The 25,747-nt window shown below is 65.6% G+C and carries 21 protein-coding genes; 9 read left to right on the top strand and 12 right to left on the bottom strand.

What is annotated here, in order from left to right:
* Positions 1–21: 21 nt before the first annotated feature.
* The 4 genes from IE100_RS00680 to IE100_RS00665 form a co-directional block, all read right to left on the bottom strand.
* Positions 22–219, bottom strand: a complete 198-nt coding sequence (locus tag IE100_RS00680) for a DUF1737 domain-containing protein (RefSeq protein ID WP_189372140.1) — start codon at positions 217–219, stop codon at positions 22–24.
* Between the two features lie 31 nt (positions 220–250).
* Positions 251–1,144 carry an EamA family transporter gene (locus IE100_RS00675; RefSeq protein ID WP_189372139.1) on the bottom strand — a complete coding sequence of 298 codons (894 nt, stop codon included), beginning with the start codon at positions 1,142–1,144 and terminating at the stop codon, positions 251–253.
* A gap of 120 nt (positions 1,145–1,264) precedes the next feature.
* On the bottom strand, positions 1,265–1,498 hold the full coding sequence (locus IE100_RS00670) for a DUF1272 domain-containing protein (RefSeq protein ID WP_189372138.1): 234 nt from the start codon (positions 1,496–1,498) through the stop codon (positions 1,265–1,267).
* Positions 1,491–2,060 (bottom strand): isochorismatase family protein, encoded by a 570-nt coding sequence (locus IE100_RS00665; protein ID WP_189372137.1) that lies wholly within the window; start codon positions 2,058–2,060, stop codon positions 1,491–1,493. The genes IE100_RS00670 and IE100_RS00665 overlap by 8 nt, the downstream gene beginning before the upstream one ends.
* A 377-nt stretch (positions 2,061–2,437) precedes the next feature.
* On the opposite strand from IE100_RS00665, the gene IE100_RS00660 reads away from it, so the two are divergent.
* The 5 genes from IE100_RS00660 (at position 2,438) to IE100_RS00640 (ending at position 6,088) form a co-directional block, all read left to right on the top strand.
* A complete protein-coding gene (locus IE100_RS00660) occupies positions 2,438–2,917 on the top strand; it encodes a hypothetical protein (RefSeq protein ID WP_189372136.1) in 480 nt (159 codons plus the stop codon).
* A gap of 38 nt (positions 2,918–2,955) precedes the next feature.
* Complete coding sequence (locus tag IE100_RS00655) at positions 2,956–3,672, top strand: response regulator (RefSeq protein WP_189372135.1); 717 nt, start codon at positions 2,956–2,958, stop codon at positions 3,670–3,672.
* Positions 3,669–4,778 carry an ATP-binding protein gene (locus tag IE100_RS00650; protein ID WP_189372134.1) on the top strand — a complete coding sequence of 370 codons (1,110 nt, stop codon included), beginning with the start codon at positions 3,669–3,671 and terminating at the stop codon, positions 4,776–4,778. The genes IE100_RS00655 and IE100_RS00650 overlap by 4 nt, the downstream gene beginning before the upstream one ends.
* A gap of 106 nt (positions 4,779–4,884) precedes the next feature.
* Entirely contained in the window at positions 4,885–5,577 is a 693-nt protein-coding gene (locus IE100_RS00645; RefSeq protein ID WP_189372133.1) for an EF-hand domain-containing protein, read from the top strand.
* 79 nt (positions 5,578–5,656) lie between these two features.
* A complete protein-coding gene (locus IE100_RS00640; protein WP_189372132.1) occupies positions 5,657–6,088 on the top strand; it encodes a DUF411 domain-containing protein in 432 nt (143 codons plus the stop codon).
* 94 nt (positions 6,089–6,182) lie between these two features.
* Here IE100_RS00640 and IE100_RS00635 read toward each other — a convergent pair whose 3' ends face one another.
* A complete protein-coding gene (locus IE100_RS00635) occupies positions 6,183–7,709 on the bottom strand; it encodes a fumarate hydratase (protein ID WP_189372131.1) in 1,527 nt (508 codons plus the stop codon).
* A 140-nt stretch (positions 7,710–7,849) separates the two neighbouring features.
* Between IE100_RS00635 and IE100_RS00630 the strand changes: the two genes are divergently transcribed.
* A complete protein-coding gene (locus IE100_RS00630) occupies positions 7,850–8,620 on the top strand; it encodes a transporter substrate-binding domain-containing protein (protein WP_189372130.1) in 771 nt (256 codons plus the stop codon).
* Positions 8,621–8,777: 157 nt separating this feature from the next.
* On the top strand, positions 8,778–11,279 hold the full coding sequence (locus IE100_RS00625) for a cation-translocating P-type ATPase (protein WP_189372129.1): 2,502 nt from the start codon (positions 8,778–8,780) through the stop codon (positions 11,277–11,279).
* Positions 11,280–11,285: 6 nt separating this feature from the next.
* Here IE100_RS00625 and IE100_RS00620 read toward each other — a convergent pair whose 3' ends face one another.
* The 5 genes from IE100_RS00620 to IE100_RS00600 all read right to left on the bottom strand — a co-directional run bounded on the left by IE100_RS00620 (position 11,286) and on the right by IE100_RS00600 (position 19,519).
* Positions 11,286–13,493 carry an FUSC family protein gene (locus IE100_RS00620; protein WP_189372128.1) on the bottom strand — a complete coding sequence of 736 codons (2,208 nt, stop codon included), beginning with the start codon at positions 13,491–13,493 and terminating at the stop codon, positions 11,286–11,288.
* A gap of 39 nt (positions 13,494–13,532) precedes the next feature.
* Positions 13,533–16,202, bottom strand: a complete 2,670-nt coding sequence (locus IE100_RS00615; RefSeq protein ID WP_189372127.1) for a putative bifunctional diguanylate cyclase/phosphodiesterase — start codon at positions 16,200–16,202, stop codon at positions 13,533–13,535.
* A gap of 311 nt (positions 16,203–16,513) precedes the next feature.
* Positions 16,514–16,891, bottom strand: a complete 378-nt coding sequence (locus IE100_RS00610; RefSeq protein WP_189372126.1) for a YkvA family protein — start codon at positions 16,889–16,891, stop codon at positions 16,514–16,516.
* A 573-nt stretch (positions 16,892–17,464) separates the two neighbouring features.
* Positions 17,465–19,228, bottom strand: a complete 1,764-nt coding sequence (locus IE100_RS00605) for a PAS domain S-box protein (protein ID WP_308426760.1) — start codon at positions 19,226–19,228, stop codon at positions 17,465–17,467.
* Positions 19,229–19,294: 66 nt separating this feature from the next.
* Complete coding sequence (locus IE100_RS00600) at positions 19,295–19,519, bottom strand: hypothetical protein (protein ID WP_189372124.1); 225 nt, start codon at positions 19,517–19,519, stop codon at positions 19,295–19,297.
* A gap of 625 nt (positions 19,520–20,144) precedes the next feature.
* On the opposite strand from IE100_RS00600, the gene IE100_RS00595 reads away from it, so the two are divergent.
* A complete protein-coding gene (locus IE100_RS00595) occupies positions 20,145–20,858 on the top strand; it encodes a DsbC family protein (protein ID WP_229800163.1) in 714 nt (237 codons plus the stop codon).
* A gap of 487 nt (positions 20,859–21,345) precedes the next feature.
* Here IE100_RS00595 and IE100_RS16370 read toward each other — a convergent pair whose 3' ends face one another.
* Entirely contained in the window at positions 21,346–21,831 is a 486-nt protein-coding gene (locus IE100_RS16370; RefSeq protein ID WP_229800162.1) for a hypothetical protein, read from the bottom strand.
* Between IE100_RS16370 and IE100_RS00585 the strand changes: the two genes are divergently transcribed.
* Positions 21,823–23,670: an NEW3 domain-containing protein gene (locus tag IE100_RS00585; RefSeq protein ID WP_229800161.1), complete on the top strand. Its 1,848-nt coding sequence runs from the start codon at positions 21,823–21,825 to the stop codon at positions 23,668–23,670. The two genes, IE100_RS16370 and IE100_RS00585, sit on opposite strands and share 9 nt — an antisense overlap.
* A 70-nt stretch (positions 23,671–23,740) precedes the next feature.
* Here the strand turns inward: IE100_RS00585 and IE100_RS00580 are convergent, their stop codons facing one another.
* On the bottom strand, positions 23,741–25,471 hold the full coding sequence (locus tag IE100_RS00580) for a hypothetical protein (protein WP_189372121.1): 1,731 nt from the start codon (positions 25,469–25,471) through the stop codon (positions 23,741–23,743).
* Positions 25,472–25,747: the final 276 nt, after the last annotated feature.

The following is a 25,747-nucleotide window of genomic DNA, read 5'->3' as shown; positions in this document are numbered from 1 at the left end:
ACCCTTGTGCAGCCACCACGGCTACAGCTCGCCCAGCCGGATCTCCGGCGCGTACTCGCCGTCGACCTCCTTCACGATCGCCTGCGCCGCGATCACGCGCTGGCCGTCGAAGGTCAGCGCCGGGTTGCCGTGCAGGTGCCAGCCACGGTTCAGCGCCTCGCTGACGCGGTGGCAGAAGGCGGCGTCGTCGGTGCCGGTCAGCAGTCGGTACAGTTTCATGGTGTCTCTCCCGGTAATGATGCGGCCAACCTTACGCCGGCAGCGGCTTGCGCAGCAAGGCCAGCAGCCGCGCGCCGAACATATTGATGGCCAGTCCGGACACCAGCACCACGCCGCCGGCCAGCTGCCAGAAGCTCAGGCGCTCGCCCAGCACCAGCGCCGCCGACAGCACGCCGAAGAACGGCACCAGCAGCGAGTACGGCGCCACCACGTTGGCCGCATGGCGGCTCAACAGCTTGCTCCACTGGCCGTAGCCGAACAGGGTGGCGATCAGCGCCAGATAGGCGATGGCGAACAGGCTCTTGCCGCTGAACACCTGCGCCCACACGATGCGGTCGGCCTCGAACAGCGCCGACAGCGCGAAGAACGGCACGATGGGGATCAGGCTGCTCCACACCACCAGCCCCAGCATGTCCGGCTTGAAGCCGGCGGCGACGATGCGGCGCACCACCACATTGGACAGCGCCCAGCTGGCGGCGCCGCACAGCGTCAGCACGAAGCCCAGCAGCGGCAAGCCGGCGGCGCCGAGGCCGCCGATCAGGTACAGCCCGGCGCTGCCGATCACGAGGCCGGCCAGCTGCCAGGCGGTGAACGACTCCTTCAGCCACAGCATCGCGATCAGGAGCGTGAAGAAGGCCTGCGACTGCAGCACGATGGAGGCGAGGCCTGCCGGCATGCCCAGCTTGATGGCGGTGAACAGGCAGGCGAACTGGCCGAGGCCGACCGACAGCCCGTACAGCGCCAGCCAGCGCCACGGGATAGCGGGGCGGCGCACGAACAAGAGGCCGATGCCCGCCGCCGCGGCAAAGCGCAGCGCGCCGAGCAGGAACGGCGGCACGCCGGCCACGCCCCACTTGATCACCACGAAATTGAAGCCCCACACCGCGACGATGGCGAGGGCGATCAGTCGGTCTTGCCAGTTCATGGCCTTGCTCCTGCGAAGTTGTGCCCGGCCGCCGCGGCGGCCGGGCTGGGTGAACCCGGTCTGTTACCTTACGCCACCGCTGCCGGTGGCAACAGCAACAGTGTGTTCACGATGGCACGGCTACAGTGGGCGCGGCTTGACCACGCGCTGCGTGCTGGCCGGATTGGCCGCCAGTCTCGCGCCCACCCGCCGCGGCCGCGGCAGCAGCTCGCCGCCGCAATTGGGACAGTCGTGCGCCAGGCGTGCCGCGCAGTCGCGGCAGAAGGTGCACTCGAAGCTGCAGATATAGGCGCCGGGCAGATCGGCCGGCAGGTCGGCATCGCACAGCTCGCAGCCGGGGCGCAGCTCAAGCATGGCACACCTCCTCGGCGTCCAGCCGCGCCAGCACGCTGTCTACGCTGTGGATCTCGGCAAAGCGGCCGGCCAGCACCAGCTCGGTGCGGGCGATGATGTCCTCCGGGCTGTAAACGCGGCCGCTGACCGGATGGGTCATCGCAAAGGTCAGCGTCGCCTCCGACACGTAGTCGACGGCAAAGCCGAGATCGCTGCCGACGCGGGTGGTGGTCTCGCAGCACTGCTCGCTGCGGATGCCGCTGACGATCAGGCGGTCGATGCCGCGCGCCGCCAGCCACGCCTGCAGACCGGTATCGGTGAACGCGTTGTGCACGTGCTTGGTAAAGGTGACATCGGCGCCGCCCGGCAGCCACGCCATCGGCCGCACCAGGCCGGACGCGGCAGAGAACGGGCCATCGCCGTCCTCGTGCAGCACGTGCACCACCGGCACACCGCGTGCTCGGGCGCCGTCTATCAGCGCCAGCAGCTTGTCGCGAAACGCGGGCAAGGCGGCGGCATCCCAGTACGGGCGTTGCAGGAAGGAGTCCTGGACATCGATCACGAGCAGGGCGGAACGGGACATGGTGCTTTCCTCGGGTAGTGGCAGGGGCTAAGAACCCGTTCAAAGTCTCGCGAGCTAGAGCGAGACGAGGCGAAAACGACTGAGGAAGCGGAGTTTACAAGTAGTAAATGAGCATTCCGAAGGCGTTTTTAACGCTGTATCGCCGAAGCGCAGCAGACTTTGAACAGGTTCTAAGGCCATTGTGGCTGCGGCAAAGCTTGGCCGCGAGGCGCAAAGCCGACCGGCTGCGGACCGATTGCGCCATCCATTGCCCACATGCGGCGTGACTGTGTCAGCGCCGATACAAAGCCGACAACGCCCCGACACGGCGGCGGCGGACACTGCAGGCTGCGGGAATGCCCCGTCACTTGTTCCCGTCACTTGCCAAGGAAAATACGATGAAACGTCCCGCCCTGCCGCGCCTGCTCGCCACCCTGCTGTGCCTGACCGTGCTGCACGGCGCGCTGGCGCAGCCGCCGGCCGCCCCGCCGCCCCACCAGAGCGGCGCCCACCACCCGCGGCCTGGCCTGGCCGGCCAGCTGGAGCCGCTGCTGCCCTATCTGCAACTGGACGCCAGACAGCAGGCGCTGTGGCTGAAAGCCGACATCGCCGAGCTCAGCGCGCAGACCACCCGTCGCCAGGCGCGGCAACAGGCGCAGCTGACCCTGCGCCGGCAGCTGGAAGACGACAGCAGCAGCCTGTCGGCCGCGCTGCGCGCCGGCGTGGCGGCCAGCGACACGGCGGACGCCCTGCCCGTGGCGTGGCTCGCCTTCCTCGACAGCCTGGACGCGCAGCAGGCCAGCCTGGTGCGGCAAGGCCTGCTGGCGCACATGAACAGCGAACTTGCCGCACCGGCGGCGGCGCAGGATCAGCCATAATCACGGCTGCCCACCACCGAACCGAAACGGAAGCCCGCATGACCCGCCCCGCCACCCGCCTGTTGATTGTTGACGACGACCCGGAGATCCGCAGCCTGCTCGGCCAGTACCTGCAGGCCTACGCCATGCACTGCACCTGCGTCGGCGACGGCGTGGCGATGCGCGCGGCGCTGGCCGAGCAGCGCTTCGACCTGGTGATCCTGGACCTGATGCTGCCCGGCGAGGACGGCCTGGCGCTGTGCCGCCAGATCCGCGGCGAGGGCGAGCTGCCCATCATCATGCTCACCGCGCGCGGCGAGGCCACCGACCGCGTGGTGGGACTGGAGCTGGGCGCCGACGACTACGTGGTGAAGCCGTTCGACCCGCGCGAGCTGGTGGCGCGCATCCACACCGTGCTGCGCCGCAGCCTGCGCGGCACGGCCGTCAGCGGCCACCCGCAGCAGGACGTGCACTTCGACGGCTGGACGCTGAGCCACCTGAAACGCGAACTCACCACCCCGCAGCAGCTGCTGGTGCCGCTGTCGAACGCCGAATACCGGCTGCTGTGCACCTTCCTGGAGCGGCCGCAGCGCATCCTCAGCCGCGAGCAGCTGCTGGACGCGGCGCGCGGGCGCACGGTGGAGGCCTTCGACCGCAGCATCGACCTCTTGGTGTCGCGCCTGCGCCAGAAGCTGGGCGACGACCCGAAGGCGCCGCGCCTGCTGAAGACGGTACGCGGCGAGGGTTACCTGTTCGACTGCAAGGTACGCCAATGAAACGCCTGCTTCCCGATACCGTCTTCACCCGCCTGTTCGGGCTGGTGGTGGCCGCGCTCCTGACCACCCATCTGGTGATGAGCGGCCTGTTCCTGTTTTTCGGGCCGCCCGCACCGCGCGACGAGCCGCCGCGCCCGCCGCTGGCGCGTACGGCCCCCGGCCTGCGGCCAACCTTGGTACCCGGCGAGGCCGTGCAGCAGCCCCCACCGCCGCCCCTGGGCAGCCGTAGCCGCTTTCCACCCGGCTTCTGGCTGGCGCAGCTGCTCACGCTGAGCATCATCGGCCTGCTGGCCTGGTACGGCGCGCGGCGGCTGGCGCGCCCCATCCAGCAGCTGACCCAGGCCGCGGCCCGGCTGGGCGACAACCTGGAGGCGCCGCCGATAGCGGAAAGCGGGCCTCTGGAAACACGGCAGGCGGCGCGGCTGTTCAACCGCATGCAGGACAAGCTGCGCCTGCAGCTGGCGGAGCGCAGCCGTTTCCTCGCCGCGGTCTCGCACGACCTGCGCACGCCGCTGACCCGCATCCGCCTGCGCAGCGCGCAGCTGGACGACACCGCGCTGCAGGCCAAACTGGGCAAGGACATCGACGACATGACCGCGATGCTGGACGCGACGCTGGCCTACCTGCGCGACGAATCGCAGCAGGAAAGCTGGCAGCTGCTGGACATCACCGCGCTGCTGCAGGTGCTGGCCGAGGACGCGCAGGAACAGGGCCACCACGTCAGCGTCGACGGCCACGCCGACAGCCTGCTGACGCTGCCCGGCAGCCTGCGCCGCTGCCTGGACAACCTGCTGGAGAACGCGCTGCGCTACGGCGAACGCGCCGACATCCATCTGCAGCAGAGCGGCGATACGGTATGCATCGAGATCCGCGACCACGGCCCCGGCATTCCGGAAAACCGCATGAGCTCGGTGTTCGAACCCTTCGTGCGGCTGGAGGAGTCGCGCAACCGCCACACCGGCGGCGTCGGCCTGGGCCTCGCCATCGCCCGCGACGCGGCGCGGCGCATGGGCGGTACGCTGACGCTGCACAATGCGCCGCAGGGCGGCCTGATCGCGCGGCTGACCCTGCCGCGCGACGCGCACGGCGATCTGTATCCGCTTTGATACAAAGCGGATAAATGGCGCCGACACGCCGGCTATAAATTGTCATCACCCGCAACCGCGCCGCATGGCCGGCGGGGATTCCGCAGGCGAGACGAGGAGCATGACAATGAGCAGCAGCGCAATCAGCAGTGCCGGCAGCAACTATCTGCCCGGCATGAGTGGCACGGGGGGCGGTCCGCGCGCGATGAAGCGCCCGGACAGCGAGCAGATGGCCAGCGAGATCTTCAGCAAGCTGGATACCGGCAAGCAGGGTTATCTCGAAGCCAGCGATTTTGGCAGCGACAACGAAGACCTGTTCGCGGCACTGGACAGCGACAGCGACGGCAAGGTCAGCAAGAGCGAGCTGAGCACGCGCCTGAAACAGCTGGCCGACGAGCTGGACAGCCAGTTCAACGCCCTGCGCAGCCAGGGCATGGGCGGCATGATGATGGCCGGCGGCATGCAGGGCATGCCGCCCCCGCCGCCGCCCGCGAGCGGCGGGGACGACGGGCTGGACCAAAACCGGCTGTCGGCGATGGCCGCCGACGCCAGCGAGGCCGGTGACAGCGAGGCGGCAGCCCGCTTCGCCGCGCTGGCGGAAAACTTCGACAGCGCCGACAGCAACCAGGACGGCAAGGTCAGCTTCGCGGAAAGCATCGCCTACGAGGAGGCGCAACGCGGCAGCACCGGCGGCGGGGACAGCGACGTTGCCGGCGCCGGCAGCGAGCAGGATAATCGCCTCATGATGCGGCTGATGGCGATGCTGCGCGCCTACGGCAGCGACGACGACAGCGGCGGCAGCGTGCAGCTGACCGCCTGATGCCGGTCGCGGCGGGAACCGGTGGCGCCGGCCGCGGTCTGTCACTGGCCACCCGCCCCTACTCCCGACGAGGCTTCCCATGCTGATCCGATCCCTGTTCCGCGCCGGCACCCTGCTGGCGCTTTCCCTGCCGGTGCTGGCCGCGCCGGTCGCCACCCTGTTCAAGGACCCCGACTGCGGCTGTTGCAGCAAGTGGGCCGAGCACATGGCCAGCAAGCAGTTGCCGCTCGCCAGCGAAAACCGCAGCGACATGGCCGCGGTCAAGGACAGGCTGCAGGTGCCGGACAATCTGCGCTCCTGCCACACCGCCAGCATCGGCGGCTACGTGTTCGAGGGCCACGTGCCGGCCGACCTGGTGCAGAAGGTACTGCGCGAGAAACCGGCCATCCGCGGCCTGGCGGTGGCCGGCATGCCGCAGGGCAGCCCCGGCATGGAGACCGGCGTCAAGCAGCCCTACCAGGTGATGGCGTTCGACGCCCGTGGCAAGCAGTGGGTGTACGCCACGCGCTAGCCGGCGCCCCGCCAGCCGGCACAAAAAAACCGCCTGTCCGCAATTGCGGAAACAGGCGGTTTTTGCATGCGGCCAAGGTTGGCCGCAAGCCGGATCAGGCGGCACTGACCGGAATCTTGCCGATCTTCACACGCCACTCGGCCGGGCCGGTGTTGTGTACCGACGTGCCACAGGCATCCACCGCCACGGTCACCGGCATGTCCTGCACGTCGAACTCGTAGATCGCTTCCATGCCCAGGTCCTCGAAGCCGACCACCTTGGACGCCTTGATCGCCTTGGACACGAGGTAGGCCGAGCCGCCGACCGCCATCAGGTATACCGCCTTGTTGTCGCGGATGGCGTCGATCGCCGCCGGGCCGCGCTCGGCCTTGCCGATCATGCCCAGGAGGCCGGTCTGCTCCAGCATCTGGCGGGTGAACTTGTCCATGCGGGTGGCGGTGGTCGGGCCGGCCGGGCCAACCACTTCGTCGCGCACCGGGTCAACCGGGCCCACGTAGTAGATGAAGCGGTTGGTGAAGTCCACCGGCAGCTTCTCGCCCTTGTTCAGCATGTCCACCATGCGCTTGTGCGCGGCGTCGCGGCCGGTCAGGATCTTGCCGTTGAGCAAGAGCACGTCGCCCGGCTGCCAGCTGGCCACTTCTTCGCGGGTGATGTTGTTGAGGTCGACACGCTTGCCGTTGCTGGTGTCGTAGGTGATTTCCGGCCAGTCTTCCAGCTTTGGCGTTTCTAGGTGCGCCGGGCCGCTGCCGTCCAGATGGAAGTGGATGTGGCGGGTGGCGGCGCAGTTCGGGATCATCGCCACCGGCAAGGACGCCGCGTGGGTCGGGTAGTCGAGGATCTTCACGTCCAGCACGGTGGTCAGGCCGCCCAGGCCCTGCGCGCCGATGCCCAGCGCGTTCACCTTCTCGAAGATTTCCAGGCGCAGCGCTTCGACCTTGGTCAGTTCCGCGCCGCTGGCGGCCTTGGCCTTCAGCTCGTGGATGTCGACATGGTCCATCAGCGACTCCTTGGCCAGCAGCATCGCCTTTTCCGGCGTGCCGCCGATGCCGATGCCGAGGATGCCCGGCGGACACCAGCCGGCGCCCATGGTCGGCACGGTCTTGATCACCCAGTCGACGATGGAGTCGGACGGGTTCAGCGCGTAGAACTTGGACTTGTTCTCCGAGCCACCACCCTTGGCGGCGCAGATCACTTCCACGCCGTCGCCTTCGACGATCTCGAAGTGCACCACGGCCGGGGTGTTGTCCTTGGAGTTCTTGCGCAGGCCGGCCGGATCCAGCAGCACGGAGGCGCGCAGCTTGTTGTCCGGGTTGTTGTAGGCGCGACGCACGCCCTCGTTGACCATTTCCTGCACGGAGAGCGTGCTGTCCCACTGCACCTTCATGCCCACCTTCAGGAACACCACGGCGATGCCGGTATCCTGGCAGATCGGGCGGCGGCCTTCGGCACACATGCGGCTGTTGATCAGGATCTGCGCCATCGCGTCCTTGGCGGCGGGGCTTTCCTCGTGCTGATACGCCTTGTACAGCGCGTCAATGTAATCCTTGGGGTGATAGCAACTGATGTACTGAAAAGCATCGGCGATGCTCTGGATAAAGTCTTCCTGACGGATGATAGCCATTGATGTGTTCTCCAGCGTAGCGGCTGTGGGGATAACCGCACCATTTTAGGGACTTACGCTGCGCTGCGCCATGCTGGAATGCTTGAAGATTGCCCGGCTTGCGTTCATGCTGCCGTTTGTCAAAAAACCATCAGGGCATCATGATGCCGCGCCCGCTGTTATCGCTGTTGTTGTGCCTGCTGTGGTTGCCTGCCCCGGCCACGGCGGCCGTCATCCACGCCGTCACCACCGAATTCCCGCCGTTCCAGAGTGCGCAGCCGGCGCCGTGGGGACTGGCGCTGGAAGCGGCGCAAGCGCTGGCGGCGCGCAACGGCGATACGCTGAACGTGCAGTTCCTGCCGTGGCCGCGCGCCTACCAGATGGCGGAGACCACGCCCGGGCTGCTGATCTTCTGCCTGGGGCGCACGCCGCAGCGCGAGGCGCGCTACGGCTGGATCGGGCGCATCGCCCGCGGCGACACCCGGCTGTGGCGCCTGGCCGACCGCCCCGAGGTCAACCCCGCCACGCTGCAACAGGCACAGCGCTGGCAGCTGGGCGTGACCGCGCGGGACATGAAGGCGGACTACCTGCTGCAGCAGGGCTTTGCCTACGAGCGCAACCTGCAGCAAAGCAGCGATGACCCGTCCAATATCCGCAAGCTGTACGCCGGCCGCATCGACCTGCTGCCCTTCTCCAACACCCAGGTACTGATCTGGCGGACGCGCGAGCTGGGGCTGGACCCACGGCTGTTGCAGCCGGTGCTGCCGCTGCCGGCACTGTCCACCCCGCTGTACCTCGCGTTCAGCCCCGGCACCGTGCCGCAACTGAGCCGCCGCTATGCCACGCTGTTCCGCCAGCTGCAGCGCGAAGGCGTGTTCGAGCGCCTGCGCCAGCGCCTGCAACTGCCGCGCGAGACGCTGCCCGGCGATTGAGCCGTTTCCGGCACGCCCCGCACGCCTTGCCCCCGCGCTAAGCGCCGCCCGCCGGGGCGACCTGCCAAAAGCGAACGCCTCTCCCTACCGCCAGTGCCGGCGTCAGTTGCTATAACCGCTATACGCATCCCTGCCCTGTCTTCCTGCCGGAGCCGTCATGAGCGAAGCCTTTCCCCGCGGACTCAGCCACAGCGTCGCCCGCGCCCGGCTGGCCGCCGAAGGCGCCAACGAGCTGGGCACCGAGCAGCGCCGCAGCCTGGCCACCATCGCCGGCGAGGTGGTGCGCGAGCCGATGTTCCTGCTGCTGCTGGGCGCCGGCGCCATCTACCTGGCGATGGGCGACGCGCACGAGGCGCTGATCCTGCTCGGCTTCGTCGCCATCATCATGACCGTCACCATCGTGCAGGAGCGGCGCACCGAAAACGCGCTGGAGGCGCTGCGCGAGCTGTCCAGCCCGCGCGCGCTGGTGATCCGCGACGGCGAGGCGCAGCGCATCGCCGGGCGCGAGGTGGTGCGCGACGACATCCTGATCCTCAGCGAGGGCGACCGCATTCCGGCCGACGGCGTAGTGCTGCAGGCGCACGAGCTGGCCACCGACGAATCCATGCTCAGCGGCGAATCGGAACCGGTGGCCAAGTTCGGCCAGCGCGAGCCGGCCTACGCCGGCACGCTGGTGGTGCGCGGCCAGGGCCTGCTGCAGGTGTGCGCCACCGGGCAGCGCACCGAGCTGGGCCGCATCGGCAAGTCGCTGTCCACCATCGCCGTCGAGGCCTCGCCGCTGCGCGACGAGATCGCGCGGCTGACGCGGCAGCTGGCGCTCTTGGGCGCCGGCCTGTGCCTGCTGCTGGCGCTGCTGTACTGGCTGCTGCGCGACAGCTGGCTGGACGCGCTGCTGGCCGGCATCACGCTGGCGATGGGCATTCTGCCGCAGGAATTCCCGGTGATCATGATCGTGTTCCTGGCGCTGGGCGCGCGCCGCATCGCCAGCCACCAGGTGCTGACCCGGCGCCTGAACGCGATCGAGACGCTGGGCCAGACCACGGTGCTGTGCGTCGACAAGACCGGCACCCTGACGCAGAACCGCATGGCGCTGGCGGCACTGGCGGTGGACGGCCAGCTGCTGGATACCGGCCAGCTGCCCGGCGGCGAGCTGCCGGAGGCCTACCACGAACTGCTGGAGTACGCGGTGCTGGCCAGCGAGATCGAGCCGCACGACCCGATGGAACAGGCCTTCCACCACTACGCGCGCACCTATCTGGCCGACACCGAGCACCTGCACCCGGCGTGGTCGCTGGTGCGCGAGTACGAGCTGTCGCCGGCGCTGCTGGCGATGTCGCACCTGTGGCGGCAGGACGGCGGCGACGACGATGTGGTCGCCGCCAAGGGTGCGCCGGAGGCGATTGCCGAGCTGTGCCACCTGCCGGATGCGGCGCGCGCGCGCCTGATCGCGGACGCGACGACGCTTGCCGACCGCGGCCTGCGCGTGCTGGCCATCGCCAAGGCCCGCCACAGTCCGCAGCGGGCGTGGCCGTCGCTGCAGCATGATTTCGACTTCGAGCTGCTCGGCCTCGCCGGTTTTGCCGACCCGCTGCGCCCGGAGGTGCCCGCCGCCATCCGCGAGTGCCGGCAGGCCGGCATCCGCGTGCTGATGATCACCGGCGACCACCCGCACACCGCGCGCGCCATCGCCCGCCAGGCCGGCATCGAGAGCCGCGGCACGCTGACCGGCGCCGAGCTTGCGGCGCTGGGCGACGATGCGGCCAACCTTGGGCGGCAGCTGGCCGGCGTCAACGTGTTCGCGCGCGTCACGCCGCAGCAGAAGCTGGCCATCGTCAACGCGCTGAAGGCCGCCGGCGAGGTGGTGGCGATGACCGGCGACGGCGTCAACGACGCGCCGGCGCTGAAGGCAGCGCACATCGGCATCGCGATGGGCAAGCGCGGCACCGACGTCGCGCGCGAGGCCGCCGCGCTGGTGCTGCTGGACGACGACTTCACCGCCATCGTGGCCGCGATCCGCCTCGGGCGGCGCATCTTCGCCAACCTGCGCCAGGCGATGAGCTACACGCTGGCGGTGCACGTGCCCATCATCGGGCTGTCGATGCTGCCGCTGCTGTTCGGCATGCCGCTGATCCTGGCGCCGATCCACATCGCCTTCCTGGAACTGCTGATCGACCCGGCCTGCTCCATCGTGTTCGAGGCCGAGAGCGAACGGCCGCAGCAGATGCAGCAGCCGCCACGCCGCACCGGCGAGGCGCTGCTGTCGCTGCCGCAGGTGTGGCTGGCCCTGGCGCAGGGCACGCTGGTGCTGCTCAGCTGCGGCGTCGCCTACGCGGCCAGCCTCGCGGCCGCGCTCGACGACGCGACCGCGCGGGCGCTGACCTTCATCGTGCTGGTCAGCGCCAACGCGCTGCTGATCCTGCCCAACCGCTCGGCGCAGAGCGGCTGGCACGCGCTGTTCGGCGGGCTGTCCGCGGTGGCGGCGTGGGTGCTGGGCGGCACCCTGCTGAGCCTGCTGCTGATCACCAGCATCCCGGCGCTGGCCGGCGCCTTCGGCTTCGTGCCGCCGGCGCCGGGGCTGTGGCTGGCGGCGTTTGCGCTGGGCTGTGCCACCCTGCTGCTGCTGGAAGGCAGCAAGCGCGTCGCCGCCTGGCGGGGCTGAGGCGCCCTACTCCGGCACGGCGGCCGGTCTGGCCGGCTCCCGCGGCGCCAGCACCCGGTCGGCATCCTGCCGCAGCTGGCCGGCGAGACGGGTCGCCAGCTCCAGCCGGCGCAGCAGCCACGGGCTGAGATCGCTCTCGAACGGATCGGGCAGCAGCACCGGCCCCGGCGCCGCTTCCGGCGCTTCCGGCGCCGCGCCGCCGACGTGCTGCAACGCCTGCTCGATGGCCAGCGCCGCCTGCTGCAAGGGCTGGCGGATCTGCTCCGGCTGCAGGCGGTCGCGGCGCAGCAGCAGCATGCTCTTCACCGCCGTCAGCTGCGCCAGCAGCTGGTAGCTGTGCGCCAGCAGCAGGCCCAGCGGCGCCAGCGGCGGCCGCACCGCGCGCGGCTCGGCCAGCGAGCGCTGTGTCGCCTGCACCAGCGCCGACAGGCTGTCGTAGGCCTCGCGCCGCGCCAGGCGCCAGGCCAGCTCCGGCTCGTTGTCGATCGCCTGCAGCTGGCCCAGCCCCAGCGCCACGCGGGCATGGCGCGCCTGCGCGACCAGGGTGCGCACCACCAGCGCCGGGATCTGGTGCCGCTCCCACGACGGCAGCACGTAGCTGCACGCCCAGGCGATGGCGACGCCGATCAGGGTGTCGGCGATGCGCTCCGGCACGCCGAACACCGGGCTGGCGCCGGCGTGCAGCATGTGCGCCTGCAGCAGGCCGAGCACGGTGGCCGCCACCGCCGTCACCAGGTAGCGGCGCACGGCAAAGGCATGGGCGAAGGCCTGCGCCAGCGTCACCGCCAGCAGCAACAGCCACGCCGACGGCTGCAGCGCCAGCAGCACGCCGGCGATCACGCAACCGAGCAGGGTGCCGGCGACGCGGCTGTTACGCCGCTCCAGCGTCTGCGCCAGGCTGCCGCGCAGCACCACCACGATGGTCAGCAGGATCCAGTAGTCGTGTGCCACCCACGGCAGCACCTGCGCCAGCGCATAGGCGCTGCCGACCGCCAGCGCGGCGCGGATGGCGTGACGCAGCGGCGGCGCATCCCAGCGCCACAGCCCGGCAAACGGCCGCCACGACCACGCGGTGGGGCTGACGAACAGCTGCCAGCTGGCGCGCACCCCGGCCAGGTCCGGCGCCTGCTCGCCGCGCGCCAGCGCCACCAGCCGCACCACCTCGTCGTTGATGTTGCCGACGCGGTTGGCCAGCCCGCGCGCCAGCATCGCCGCCGACGGCGCCTGCAATTCGGCCGGCACCGTCTCCGCCCAGTGCAGCGTGGCCAGCAGCGGCCGCAGGCTGGCGACCGGCGGCGGCGTGCGCCCGTACAGCAGCTTGTCGGCCAGCTGCGCGATGTCTGCGGCCAACGTTTGCAGCACCTCGTGCAGCACGCCCAGCACCGGCGCGTGGCCGGGGCGGGATTTCAGCGCGTCCAGATCCAGTTCGCAGGCCAGCAGGTGGTCGCGCATTTCCAGCACCTGCAGCAGCATCGCCGCCAACTGCTGTCGCCGTGGCGTGCGCGGCGACTCCAACAGGATGTTGCGCGCCCCCTGCAGCTGGTCGGTCAGCGCCGCCTGTTCGCGCAGCAGGCGGCCGATCAACGGCGCCCGACGCCGCTCGTCGCTGTCCGGCGGCCGGAATTGCTGTGCCTGCAGCTGCATCAGCTCCGCCAGCGCCAGCAGGGTGTCCGCCAGCAGCTGCACCCGGTAGCGACCATTCAGCAGCACATTGGCCAGCGTCGCCCACAGCAGGTACAGGCCGGCGCCGAGCGCGAAGTGCAGGCTGCTGGCCAGCACCGGCGCGGTGCCGTCGTGCGCCGGCATCGCCATCGCGAACAGCATCGCGAACATGATCGACACCGACAGCGGAATGCCGCGCTTGCCCCACGCGGCGGCGAGAAAGGCGACAAAGGTGGCCGGCAGCAACAGCAGGCCCAGCTGCAGCGGATCGCCGTGCAGCAGGCGCGTGCCGAGGAACAGCGGCAGGCCGAGCAGCGCCGCCGGCAGCAGTTGCCGCAGCTTGCCGCGCCGCGGCGCCGGCTGGTCCGGCGGAATGCACACCACCACGCCGACCGAGGCCGCCGCCGCGGCCAGGGCACCCAGCCACAGATGCACCGCGGCGGAGATCAGCAGCAGCCCCAGCGCCGCCGACAGGCCGTTGGCGACGTGGTGGCTGAGCGCCACGCGCAGCGCGAGGCGGGGATGCGGCGGGGCAAAGGCAAATCTCGGCATGGCGTCCCCCGGACAATTCGGAAAGAAAGACGACGGCGCTCAGGACGCCTCGGTCAGCGCGCGCCAGGCGGCATCGGCCTGCCACTGCCGGCACCAGTGCGGGAAGGCGTCGGCGGCCAGCGGCCGCGCGATGCCGTAGCCCTGCACCAGACGGCAGCCTAGCCGGCGCAGCGCCGCGCCGTGCTGCAGTGTTTCCACCCCTTCGGCGATCACCTGCCGCTCGAACACCGTCGCCAGCTGGATCACGCCCTCGACGATGCCCAGATCGTCGGCGTCGGTGAGCATGTCGCGCACGAAGCTCTGGTCGATCTTCAGGGTGTCGACCGGCAGCTTGCGCAGATAGGTCAGCGACGAGTAGCCGGTGCCGAAATCATCCAGCGCAAAGTGCACACCCAGCCGGCGGCAGCGCTGCATGATGGCGACCGCCTGCTCCATGTCGGCGATGGCCGCCGTCTCCAGCACCTCCAGCTCCAGATGCGCCGGCGGCACATTGGCGTGGCGCTGCAGCGCGCGCGCGAGATCGGGGTAGAAGGTCGGCGCCAGCAGGTAGCCGGCGCTGACGTTGACGCTGACGCGCATCGGCAGCCCGGCGTCGTGCCACGCCGACGCCTGCGCCAGCGCGGCGTTGATCACCCACTCGTCGACCGCGTGTTCCAGCTCGCTGCCGTGCAGCAGCGGCAGGAAGGCGTCCGGCGACAGCAGGCCGCGCACGGGGTGGCGCCAGCGGATCAGCGCCTCGGCGCCGATGATGTCGCCGTTTTCCAGATCCACCTTGGGCTGGTAGTGGAGCACGAACTCGCCGTTGGCCAGCGCGTGCTGCAGCAGCTCCAGCTCCCTGCGGTGCGCCTGCGCCTTGCGGTCGCTTTCCGGATCGAACAGCTGGTAGCGGTTCTTGCCGGCTTCCTTGGCCAGGTACATCGCCTGGTCGGCGTGGCGCAGCAGGGTATCGGCGTCGGCCTGGTCCTGCGGATAGAGGGTGACGCCGATGCTGGCCGACGCGCGCACCACCGCGTCGGCGAGATCGACCTCCTGCCGGATCGCCGCCAGCAGGCGCTCCAGTATCTGCGCACACTCCTCGCTGCCGGCCACGTCCACCAGCAGCACCACGAACTCGTCGCCGCCCAGCCGCGCCAGGGTGTCGTCGGCGCGCAGCACCGCTTTCAGGTTGTCGGTGACACCGAGCAGCAGCTGGTCACCGGCGGCATGGCCGTACTGGTCGTTGATCACCTTGAAGCCGTCAAGATCGAGGAAGCAGACGGCGCAGGACTTGCCGCTGCGCGCGCTGTGCCGGATCGCCTGCCCCAGCCGGTCCGACAGCAGGCGCCGGTTCGGCAGCCCGGTCAGCGGGTCGAAGTTGGCGATGCGCTCCAGTTCGGCCTCGTGCGCCTTCAGCTGGCTGATGTCGGAGAAGATGCCGACGTAGTGGCACACCTGGCCCTGCTCGTCGCGCACCACCGAGATGGACAGCTGCTCGGGATAGAGCTCGCCGCTCTGGCGCCGGTTCCAGATCTCGCCGTGCCAGAAGCCATGCTCTTGTACCGACGCCCACATCTCCCGGTAAAAGCCGGCGTCGTGCTGGCCGGACGACAGCAGCCTGGGCGAGCGGCCGACCACCTCGTCCGCGCGGTAACCGGTAATGCGCGTGAAAGCGGCGTTGACCTTGGTGATCAGCCCGGCCGGGCTGACCACCATGATGCCCTCGTAGCTGCTGTCGAACACCACCGCCGCCTCTTTCAGCGCCAGCTCCGAGCGCTTGCGCTCGGTGATGTCGCGCGAGATGCCGAACAGGCCGTTGATGCGACCGTCGCCATCGACCATCGGCCCCTTGGTGACCAGGAACACCATCGCCTTGCCGTCCGGCAGCATCAGCCGCTCCTCGGCGGTCTGCACCGCACCGGCGGCCATGATGTCGCGATCCTTGCTGATCAGCGCCTGTGCCGAGGCGGCGTCGAACAGCTCGCGGTCGTCGCGGCCGAGGATGTCCTGCACCGGCTTGCCGACAAAGGCGGCGGCGGCGGCGTTGACCAGCAGGTAGCGCCCCTGCTCGTCCTTGACGAACACCGCGTCGGTGGTGCCGGACACCACCGCGTCCAGCAGGCGACGGTTGACCTCCTGCTTGGCCAGCGACTGGCGCAGCAGGGCGCTGAGCAGGCTGACGCCGATGCCGTTGAGCACCAGCGACGCCCACTGCAGCTGCACGTAGGCGGACGCCGCCGCGCTGTGGAAGTGCGGTTTGGCCGCCAGATCGGTGACCAGCGCGGTGAGCGCGGTGGCGAACAGCCCCGGCCCGAGGCCGCCGAGCAGCGCGCACAGCACGATGGGCAGCATGAACAGGATCAGCATCGGCCGCACGCCGAAGTCGACCGGGATGTTGAGACGCAGCAGCATCACCGCGGCGGTGATCACCACCGCAAACAGGTACAGGAACCAGTGCGGCCGCCGTTCGCGGTCGATGCTGAGCGTCAGCGTGGAGAGCAGCGATTCGCGCTGCATCGCGTCAGACGGCGGCACCGCGCGCAGCAGGAAAAAGAACACCGCCGCGGTGGCGATGACGAAGAACACGCCCTTGGCGGTCGACAGCCGGGTCAGCGCGCCGGCATCGGCAAACAGCAACAGCAGGTGGTCGGACAACAGGATCCACAACAGCCCGAGCACGACGTAGCTGGCGATGGACAGCAGGATGAAACGATTACGGGGATGACCTGTCATGCCACGTTGATCCTCAGATTGCGCTCCGGCCATACCGCACCGGCAGGGGGACAGGTGAAACGACGGCGGCGGCCGTGCCACACGACGGCGCCGCAAACACGCCGGCCGGCATCGCGCCGGCCTCGACACGCATGTTACCCGAAGCACTGCACGGCCATGCAGCCGGCCGTGTCCGGGCGTGGCTTTTATACAGCATAGAGAATGCGGCCGCCTTCGCCCAAGGCCGGTGGTGCACGCGCAAGCGCGCCAGGCCGGCGGACCAGCGGACAGTATGGCCTTGCGGCCAACGTTGGCCGCGCGTGTTGGCGCCCTCAGCGCGGCCAGGCGTACCACGCCAGCGCCAGCGCGCCGCCCAGCCACAGGCCGACGATCACCGCAGCCGCGCTGCGGCTGCGCGGCCGCGTCAGCAGCGCGGCGGCCTGGGCGCGACACTCGGCCAGCACCGCCGCCGGCAGGCAGCGCAACACCAGCAGCAGGCCGAGCGGCAGCAGCAGCAAGTCGTCGACATAGCCGAGCAGCGGCACAAAATCGGGGATCAGGTCGATCGGGCTCAGCGCGTAGGCGGCCACCAGCAGGGCCAGCAGCCGCAGCCAGCGCGGCGTGGCCGGATGGCGCGCGGCAAAGTAGACGGTGACGACATCGCGCTTGAGCTGATGCGCCCAGCGCCGGGCGGTGGCAAGAAAGGACATGGCGGCTCCCGAGGTTGGCCGCAGGCATGATCCGGCCAGCGGCCATCATGCCGCGACCGTCGGCGCTTGTCAGAACCGGTTCAATGTCTGCTGCAACGGATCTCAATGGGGCGATCCGGCGTTAAAAACGACTTCGGCATGCTGGTTATATCCAGTTAAACGCCGCTTCCCCAGCCGTTTTTGCCTTGTCTCGCTCTAGCTCGCGAGACTTTGAACAGGTTCTCAGGCGCACGGCTCACCAAAGACAACGCCGACCGTCGGCGGACGGTCGGCGTGCGGTATCGGGAAGCGCCGGCGCTTTAGGGCCTGTTAACGCTTATTTCATCTTTCATCGCGGCGGCCGGTTTTGCCCGGATGCAGCGCGCGAAAAACGGCCCACCGCAGGGTATTCCCTGCAAGGGGCGTTTGACAAAGCGATGCGCCGGGCAAAACCGGCCCCGAAGGGCAGGCCAGATAAGTCATCAACTGCGGCGTTGTCGGGTTTGCGCTTGGAATCACCAAGCGCGGCACCCTCCGCCTTGCATTTGAAGCCTTCTCTGGCCTGCGCCACCATTAGATAAGTGTTAACAGGCCCTAGCCGGACAGGCGCTGCAGCGAATTGGCCAGCTCGCTGATGCGCTGCTTGGTTTCCTCCACCAGGCCGTTGATCTCCTTGGCCGAGGACGACGAGCGCGAGGCCAGCTTGCGCACCTCGTCCGCCACCACGGCAAAGCCGCGACCGGCCTCGCCGGCCCGCGCCGCCTCGATTGCCGCATTCAGCGACAGCAGATTGGTCTGCGCCGCGATCTCGTCGATCACCGACACGATCTGGCCGATCTGGTTGCTGGAGGCCAGCACCGCGTTCATCGCGCCGTCGGTGGTGTCGCGGCTCTCGTGCTCGCCCTGCACGTTCTTCACGAACGCGGTGTAGGCGATGCGCCCTTCCAGCCGGATCTTGGACAGCGACAGCATGCCCCACACCTTGCTGCCGTCCTTGCGTTCGATGCAGACCTCGCGGCTGGTGCCGACGATCTTGTCCTGGCCGCTGCTGCGGTTGGCGTTGACCAGATGGTCGTGGTTGCTCTGGATCGCCTGCGGCACCAGCATCTTCACGTTCTGGCCGATCACCTCGCGGCGCTCGTAACCCCACAGCCGCTCCGCCGCCGCGTTGAAAAAGGTGACCAGGTTGTGCTCGTCGATGGCGACCACCGCGTCCAGCGCCTGCTCCAGCGTCTGGTTCATCATCTCGCGCGCCTCGCGCTCGCGGGTCACGTCCTTCACGAAGGCGGTGTAGCTGATGTGCTCGCCGCTGCGCACCCGCGACAGCGACAGGCTGCCCCACACCTTGCTGCCGTCCTTGCGCTCGATGCAGACCTCGCGGCTGGTGCCGACGATCTTGTCGACGCCGGTGCGGCGGTTGGCGTTGACCATCTCGTCGTGCTGCGACTGGATCATCTGCGGCACCAGCATCTTCACGTTGTGGCCGATCACCTCCCGCCGCTCGTAGCCCCACAGCCGCTCCGCCGCCGCGTTGAAAAAGGTGACGTTGTTGTCCGGATCGATGCTGACCACCGCGTCCAGCGCCTGCTCCAGCGTCTGGTTCAGCGCCTCGCGCACCTGGCGCTCCCGCGTGATGTCCTTGACGAAGGCGGTGTAGGTGATGCGGCCCTCGATCTCCACCTTGGACAGCGACAGGTTGCCCCACAGCTGCGTGCCGTCCTTGCGGAAGATCGGCACGTCGCGGCTGGTGCCGACGATCTTGTCCTGGCCGGTATTGCGGTTGGCGTTGACGTAGCCGTCGTGGCTGCCCTGGATGTCCTTGGGCACCAGCATCTTGATGTTCTGCCCCAGCACCTCGCTGCGCGCGTAGCCCCACAGCCGCTCGGCCGCGGCATTGAAGAAGGTGATCAGGTTGTGCTCGTCGATGCTGACCACCGCGTCCAGCGCCTGCTCCAGCGTCTGCCGGATGCTTTCGCGCGCCGTGTGTTCGGCGGTGATGTCGCGCACAAAGGCGGTATAGGTGATCGACTTGCCCTGCCGCACCTTGGACAGCGACAGGCTGCCCCACACCTTGCCGCCGTCCTTGCGCTCGATCAGCACCTCGCGGCTGCTGCCGACGATCTTGTCGACGCCGGTCTCGCGGTTGGCGTTCACCAGCCGGTCGTGATCGTGGCGGATCAGTTGCGGCACCAGCAGCTTCACGTTCTGGCCCAGCACCTCCAGCGCGCCGTAGCCCCACAGCCGTTCGGCGGCGGGGTTGAAATAGGTAATATTGTTGTTGTCATCAATACTGACCACGGCATCGACGGCCTGGTCCAGCACCTGCCGCGTGGTGTCCCCCAGATTCAGGCGCAACAAGCGCGCAATTGACTGACGGCTTCCCATAGCTCACTCCCCTTTAGATCGCTTTGTAATCAGCCGCAATCACCAATCCGCCGCCTCCCCGGCACGGACCGCATCGCCGCATTGCTGCAAACCCAAATTGATCTTAGCGGCCAGCCCATGAAAATCAAATAATTTATTGATGTTAAAAATACCGATATCACACAATAAGAAATAAAGTTTTATACAAAGAAAAAAACCGGTATTTATCGCATGACGCAAGGTGAGTTTCAACACTGCCGCGACCGGACCAGCCTCGTCCCTCATCCGGCACTCCATGGCCGCCGGCACGGGCACCCACACCCCGCCGCGCCAGGCAGGGCTTGCCCCGTAGCGGTACCGGTGCCCGTGCCGGCCTGCACCACAGCGGAGCGCACCGCCGCATAGCCGCGCCGCTGGGACCGCCGCCACGCCGGCGCACCCATCAAGAATCTGCCGGTTAATTCTAAATTTCATGACATGTTAAAAACTGTGGCGCGCGCAATGGGCAGTACCGTCCCGGGTAAATTTCGCCAGCAAACGCCACCCGCCATGAAACAGCACGACTACCTTGCATTCAATTAACCGGGCTATTGAAATACCCGTCAATTAAAAACAATTATCAATCCATTCGCCTGTCCACCCCCATCGGCAGTGGCAGGCCAGGCCGTCGCGGCGACAAAGTTGGCCGCAAGCCGGCACGTCAAGGGGCCGGACCGCAATGGTACCGGGGGAGTGATTCACCGACAGCCGGCAGCGTGCGCTGCCTTGCCCGACACCAGGCATCATGACAAACAATCACAATAAAACATGAATATGCCCATTACGGATGATGAATAGTCGGCAGTAAAACGCAATCTGAACTATATCGGATTTACCTTTTCTGCATTTATCGGCCATCGGGAGATTCATCATGAGAATACTGCTGCGCAGTTCACTGCTGATTACCGCCTTGCTGTCGGCACTGGCGGTGGCGGACGAGCAATCGGTGAAACGCTCATTCGAGGAACGCTTCCCCGGCGCAGAGGTGGCCTCGGTGAAAAAAGAGGCGCTGACCGGCCTGTACGAGGTTTATGCCGTCGGCCAGTTATTCTATGTCGACGAAAAAGTCAGCTATGCGATCCAGGGCAACCTGATCAATGCCCAGACCCGGCAGAGCCTGAGTGCCGAACGCATGAAAGTGCTGTCCGAGATCAGCTTCAACAAGCTACCTTTCGAGCAGGCGATCAAGATCGTCAGGGGCAACGGCAAGCGCCAGCTGGCCGTGTTCGAGGATCCGGATTGCCCGTTCTGCAAACAACTGGAGCGCGAGCTGCAGAAGGTGGGCGATGTGACCATCCATGTTTTCCTGTACCCCATCGAGCAGCTGCACCCCGGCGCGACGCTGAAGTCGCGCAAGATCTGGTGCGCACCGGATCGCGCCAAGGCCTGGCTGGCGGCGGTGCACGACAACACCGTGCCAGAGGGCAGCGGCGAGTGCGACAACCCGATCACCAACCTGGCAAAACTGGCACGAACTCACCGCATTACCGGCACCCCGACACTGATCTTCGCCAATAACGAGCGCGTTGCCGGGGCGATACCGGCGGCCCGGATAGAGCAGCTACTGGGCAGCGCCACCCCCTGATCCGGCCCTAACGGCAATACACCCAGCACGCCCACCACGTAGTACCGGCTAGCCGCGACCGCCGGTTAGCCGGGTGCGACCGTGCCCTCCCCGTGACCGGGCGGCGTTGACAGCGCCGCCGTCGTCAGCCACGCACGGTCGACCGGCATTGCCCCCCGTCCCATCCCGCACCACCAAGCTTGGCCGCAGCGCCGCTGCCGCGGTGTTGCCTTGTCGCGAGCCCGCCCCGTTCCGCCCCAGCCCGTATCCCGCCTTGCAGCAGGTGCGCTGCGTGCCGGCCTGGTGTCCTGTCCCTTCCAAGCCTGGATTTGATCTATTCAGAATTATTTCTGTCTACCAAGCGATGAATATTGCCTATGCCTTACAAAAAAAAACCAGAAACCAATAAAGCCATGGAATGATTAACATCATTTTGTTTAATATAAAATCAGCAACCAATGATGACAAAAACAAAAAACAACAATAAAAACAATCACATTTCTATATTTCATCCATTGCATTTTGGCAATATTGCCATTGCCTGTTTCTTGTGTATAGTTTGCTCTTCAATTTTAAGTAAATTCTCGGAATATTCATCACCCGCCGCCTGGACCAGCGCTTGACCGGTGCAAAACTGCACACACGCCACGAAGTACTTGTAAGCGGATGCCAATAAAAATAACACCGCATCAATAAAAATATTTAGCCTGCTTTCAGAAAATGCGTTTTCTACGAGTACGGTGATCAGCGGTGTGGGCAGTTGCGGGGGATGGTCTTTTCTTTTGATGATGAGAGGAATGTCATGCTTCAACGCGCAATGCGTGCCTGCGGCCAACGTTTCGGCCTGCGGACGATGTTGCTGGGTGCCTGCTTGCTGCAGCTGTGCCTTGTCACCCCGGGCTTTGCCCAGTCTGCTGGCGCGGGCAAAGCGACGGTTCAAACCAGCACCAGCAGTACGCGGGTCGAGCTGGAAGGCGAGCTGGAAGTGCTGCACGAGGATGATTTCAAGAACAAGAAGAGCCGGACCCGGCACTTCCTGAAAACCGAGGCCGGTGAGCGCTACGAGCTGAAATTCAGCCAGCGTCCCGTCCACTATCCGTCAGGCAGCAAGGTGCGCGTGCGCGGCAGCAAGAACGGCAACCTGCTGGCACTCGATACCAGTACTGAAGGCAGCATCCAGATACTGGCAGCAGCCTATAACAACCCCTTGGGCGAACAAAAAACCGCAGTCATTCTGGTGAACTTCCAGGATGACCAGTCGCAGCCCGTCACGCCAGCACAGGTGCAAAGCCTGGTCTTTGGTACGGTCAGCAACTTCTTCAAAGAGAACTCTCACCAGCAGACGTGGCTGAATGGCTCAGTATTCGGCTGGCACATGGCGCCATTCAACAAGACTTGCGACATGACGGCCGTCGAAACCTATGCCAAGCAGGCGGCCACCGCAGCGGGGGCTGACTTGTCGGGCTATACCCGCTTCGTATACATGTTTCCCCGCAATACAGCCTGCTCCTGGGCCGGGCTTGCCTTGATGGGCGGAAACCCCTCCAACGCCTGGATCAATGGTTACTTTGACCTAAATGTTGTCGGCCATGAATTAGGGCATAACCTAGGGTTGAATCATGCCCATGGTCTGGACTGTGATGCGGGCTCGCTGACCGGTAACTGTACCGTTCTGGACTATGGTGATGGTGCCGATCTCATGGGCAGCCGCCCAGGACACTTCAATGCTTTCGAAAAGGAGTACTTGGGCTGGCTGAATAGCAGCGTTACGCCCCCAATCGTCACGGTCCAGGAAAGCGGCAGTTATCGTCTCGACCCTTATGAAACCAGCAGCAACAACCCCAAAGCCCTGAAAATCCTCAAAGGCATTGATCCGGCGACTGGCATCAAGACATGGTACTACCTGGAGTACCGCCAACCGATCGGATCGGATAGCGTGCTCAGCGGGGTGGGTAACCTTACCAGTGGTATACAAGTACGCATGGCCGACGAGGTAGTCACCAACAATCTGGGCAGCTTCTTGCTGGACATGACGCCAAACAGTTACACCGCATCGAGTGTAGGAGACTTGAAGGATGGTGCACTCGGCGTTGGCCGCAGCTACACCGATACGGCTACCGGCTTGACCATTACCACCACCTGGGCGGATAGCAGTGGTGCGGGAGTTGATATTTCCTTTGCCAAATCCGCCTGTACTCTTGGCAAGCCATCACTGCTTGTATCGCCTTTGCAAAGCACAACAGTGGTAGCTGGCACTCCTGTCAGCTATACCGTAGCGGTGACCAACAACGACAGTTCTGCCTGTCCGACGACAAGCTTCAATCTGCAGGCAAGTCTGCCCAGCGGCTGGGCCGGGCAATGGACATCGACCTCGCTCTCTCTGGCACCGGGTAACTCAGCCTCCACCACCCTGGCGGTAACGTCCGCCAGCACGGCCATATCTGGTTCCTATACGATCGGAGTAACGGCAATCAATAGCGCCAATGCAAGCTACAGCGGTACCGGCTCAGCGGCGTACTCGATTGCAGTCAGCAGCTTGGCCACCACGGTCGTGACGGACAAGACCAGTTATCAGCGCGGGGATACCGTGACCATTACAGCCACAGCAACAAAAAGCGGTCTACCACTGGGCAGCACCAGCATCAGCTTTGCCGTCATCAAGCCCAATGGCAGCACAATCACCGCCAGTGCCATCACTGATGCCAACGGCAAGGCAGTGTACAAATTGCGCCTCAACAAGCAAAAGGATCCGGCTGGTACCTACCAAGTCAGCAACACCGTCGTCAGCAGCGGTCAAAGCGCAAAGGCTACTACCACGTTTAACGCAAACTAAATCTGGCTAGGGTCCGGACAGGAAAAAGGCGATGGGTACTCCCATCGCCTTTTGCTTAAAGACCGCCTGCTTAGTTAGTTACAGGGCACAGGTTGCAAGTCGCGGTATCGCTATGGCTTGCTTCCTGACCACTGACAACACCGGTCCCTTTAGCTGTCACCTGATCTGTGTAGGTGATCTTGCTCGGATCAGTTTCACCGCTGTCAGAGGCGGTCGGGTTGTAGCAGAAAGTGCCAAGCGACTTACTGGAGTTGGAATCCAGGTTATCGCTATAGATTGACAAACCACCATTCAAATATGGGTCGATTACCGATACATCAGTCAAGTCCTCACCTGAGGTATTCTTGACAGTAATATCGACACACACTTTAGGGGTTACACCGCCAGTCATTGTCACAGCCGGTGGCGTTGCACTGCAGTCCTTGATTACTTCGATGCCCGGAGCAACAGTCGCTTTGCAAATCTCGGCATCAGTCATGATGTCCAGGTCTTTGACATCAGAAGCCCCCGGGGTCGACCCGGTAATCACCTCGATCTGGTTGGCAAGACCATTCAGCTTGGTTTTGCATGCGACAGTGAGTGTGATGGTTCCTACTAGGGAGTCGGACACTTTTACCTCGCCCTTGGTGCCAGCACTATCAATCAAGGTAATCGGTACACTCGGGGCATTCACGGTGTCGCCAGTAATTGCAGTGATCTGGCAGATGTCTCCAGTGACCGGGAACAGGAGCGGGTTGGTACCACGAGTGAAATCCTCCTTGACACGAATGTCAGACAAGGGGGCCCCGCCATCATTGACAATGGTTACTTTGAACGTGGTATCAATCGAAGAACCGTCCTGGTTTACTACAGGAGGAACGCCGACATCACATACCTTCTCCACATTGACACTGCAAACAGGGAAGTCACCCAAGGCGAAGTCCTTCAGTTGTGCCGTTGTCGATGCTGAAGTACGAGTCATGGCAAGGAAGCTGGCAAAGCACTGGTTCGCACCGAACAGGTCTTTGACATTGATGCCACCCTCAAAGAAGGTACCGGTGGGGTAAGTGGTGACCTGGTTAACGCCGCTGTCCTTGTAATAGTAAGACCAAGTAGGAGGCACCCCCACTGGAGAACTGTTCGCTGCGGCACAGGCACTCAGATTGGTGAGACAGAAGACACCATTTGCATCGGTTGAACCACCGCCGGTTGTCGATGAGGCAACCAGAGTCAACGGGCTTTGCGGATTGCCATTCCATTTAAATACGTTGATAACGCTCGCCGACCCCCCCTGCTTGAAGTCTGAAGTGACGAGTACATCACCAACACTGTGGACCCCACTGAATGTTCCATCAGCCTTTTCGCTAATCTTGTTCTTGAAAAACCAGAACCCGATAGCGGCGTCACCACTATTGGACAGGCGATCCGCACCAAAGTAGATGACTTGCTCACCGTTCACCACGGTGTTGACCGCAAAGGCATGCTCGATATCGTCCTTATCCGGTGGGGTGGTTGGCGTATTCAGCCAGTAGTTTTGCGTAACACCGGCAGAGCTGATGTCGCGCTCGTCTTTAGAACCGCCTTTGAAGAAATTGTCATCAGTCGAGTCATTGAATTTATCGATGATGAATTTTTGGGTATTCGGTTTCGTTTGGAAGGTTTCCCAGTCGAAGCCGGCAGCGGCACCATCAAGGGCGTTGCCATCCAGCTCGAATGGATCTTCTTTGGGTACCTGGGCGTAGGCGGTTGACAAGCCGGCCAGTATCACTGACAGACACAAACCGGCGGCTGTTAAAGTACTTCGTAATGTGAGTGTTCTCACGATAACCTCCTCTGACTTTCCAAAGGCGGTTCCTGCCAAGGAATCGCACGCGTGATTCCCACCTCGTGGCACGTGCCGAGAATGTTTACTTCATCTTGTCTTTTATGCGGCGGCCGCGGCCGGACTATGCCGGCACCACCACCCAAGCTCTATCGGTAGTACACCTCGTCCTGACAATCCCAGACCGTGACGAAAGCCCTCCTCCCTGATGCCGGCTGGTTTTGTTACGCTTCATCGTAGGTTATGGTGAAAACAGATTCAAGCAACAGTTGAAAA

Source organism: Vogesella alkaliphila, from assembly GCF_014652475.1.
Taxonomy (GTDB): Bacteria; Pseudomonadota; Gammaproteobacteria; order Burkholderiales; family Chromobacteriaceae; genus Vogesella; species Vogesella alkaliphila.
Note: the sequence above shows the minus strand (reverse complement) of the source record. Positions and strands in the feature narration are given on the sequence as shown.